Source organism: Salinicola sp. RZ23 (assembly GCF_003206675.1).
Lineage (GTDB): Bacteria > Pseudomonadota > Gammaproteobacteria > Pseudomonadales > Halomonadaceae > Salinicola > Salinicola endophyticus.
Map to the genome: position 1 here is coordinate 1 of NZ_PZJK01000025.1, position 2,017 is coordinate 2,017.

The 2,017-nt window shown below is 62.8% G+C and carries 2 protein-coding genes; both read left to right on the forward strand.

Annotated features, from left to right (window positions below):
- A partial coding sequence (locus DOM67_RS19320) for an Ig-like domain-containing protein (RefSeq protein ID WP_157958924.1) occupies positions 1-1,007 on the forward strand: 1,007 nt, incomplete at its 5' end.
- Positions 898-2,017: Ig-like domain-containing protein (locus DOM67_RS19325; RefSeq protein ID WP_198651881.1), on the forward strand; the 1,120-nt coding region annotated here is incomplete at its 3' end. The genes DOM67_RS19320 and DOM67_RS19325, both read left to right, overlap by 110 nt.

Consider the following 2,017-nt stretch of genomic DNA (forward strand, 5'->3'; position numbering starts at 1 on the left):
ACACCGCCACCGATAACAACGGCGGCGTCAGTGCCCCGCAGACGGTCACTATCACGGTCACTGGCACCAATGACCTGCCAGTCGCCAAGGCCGACACCCAGAGCACGGGTGAAAACCAGGTACTCGAAGGTAATGTCCCGGCGGCCACCGATGTCGATGGTACCGTCGAGAGCTATCAGCTCGCGTCTGGCGTGGGTCAGGGCAATGGTGCACTGAGCTTCAATAGCGACGGCAGCTATAGCTTCAATCCAGGGACGGACTTCGACAGCCTGGCCGCTGGCCAGAGTCGTGACGTCACTTTCACCTACACCGCGACCGACAACGACGGTGGTGTGAGTGCACCGCAAACGGTGACCATTACCGTCACTGGCACCAACGATGCCCTGATGGCGGTCGCCGATACCGGCAGCACGGGTGAGAATGCCACCCTCAACGTCGGGGCCGCCCAGGGTGTGCTGGCCAACGATAGCGATGTCGACGGCGGCACCCTGNNCGCCGGCTCCAATGGGGGCACCTTTACCCTCAATGCTGACGGCAGTTACAGCTTCAATCCGGGCGCGGCGTTCGATCGCCTGGCCGCGGGTCAGCAAGACACCACCCAGATTGGCTACACCGTCAGTAACGGTCAGGGCGGCACCGATACCGCCACCCTGACCGTCACAGTGACCGGCACCAACGACCTGCCGGTCGCTCAGGCGGTCACGGCCACGACGGAGGAAAATACCGTCCTGACCAGCCAGGTACCGGCGGCGACCGATGTCGATGGCACGGTGGAAAGCTACCAACTGGTGCAGAACGTCGGTAATGGCAATGGTGCACTGAGCTTCAATAGCGACGGCAGCTACACCTTCACGCCGGGGACGGACTTCGACAGCCTGGCCGCTGGCCAGAGTCGTGATGTCACCTTCACCTACNNCCGGCACCAACGACGTACCGGTCGCCAAGGCGGATACCCAGACCACTGGCGAGAACGCCACCTTGAACGCTCAGGTGCCAGCGGCGACTGATGTGGATGGCACGGTCGAGAGCTATCAGCTCGCGGACGGCGTGGGCCAGGGCAACGGCAGCCTTAGCTTCAATAGCGACGGTTCCTACACCTTCAACCCGGGTACCGACTTCGACGCACTGGCCGCTGGCCAGAGTCGTGATGTCACCTTCACCTACACCGCCACTGACAACAATGGCGGCGTCAGTGCGCCGCAGACGGTGTCCATTACCGTTACCGGCACCAACGATGCGCCGGTGGCCAAGGCTGATACCCAGACCCTCAATGAGAACCAGGTGCTGGCAGGCAATGTGCCTGCCGCGACCGATGTCGATGGCACGGTGGAAAGCTACCAACTGGTGCAGAACGTCGGTGATGGCAATGGCTCGCTGAGCTTCAATAGTGACGGCAGCTACACCTTCAACCCGGGTACCGACTTCGACGCACTGGCCGCTGGTCAGAGCCGCGACGTCACCTTCACCTACATCGCCACTGACAACAATGGCGGCGTCAGTGCGCCGCAGACGGTGTCCATTACCGTTACCGGCACCAACGATGCGCCGGTGGCCAAGGCCGATACCGAAACGACGGGTGAGAACGCCACGCTGAGCGCCCAGGTGCCGGCGGCCACCGACGTTGACGGCACGGTGGAGAGCTACCAGCTTGCGACCGGCGTGGGTCAGGGCAATGGCAGCCTTAGCTTCAACAGCGACGGCAGCTATAGCTTCAATCCAGGGACGGACTTCGACAGCCTGGCCGCTGGCCAGAGTCGTGACGTCAGCTTCACCTACACCGCCACGGATAACGACGGCGGTGTCAGCGCCCCGCAGGCGGTCACTATCACCGTCACCGGTACCAACGATCTGCCGGTGGCCAAGGCTGATACCCAGGCCCTCGATGAGAATCAGGTGCTGGCAGGCAATGTGCCTGCCGCGACCGATGTCGATGGCACGGTGGAGAGCTACCAGCTTGCGACCGGCGTGGGTCAGGGCAATGGCAGCCTTAGCTTCAACAGCAACGGCAGCTATAGCT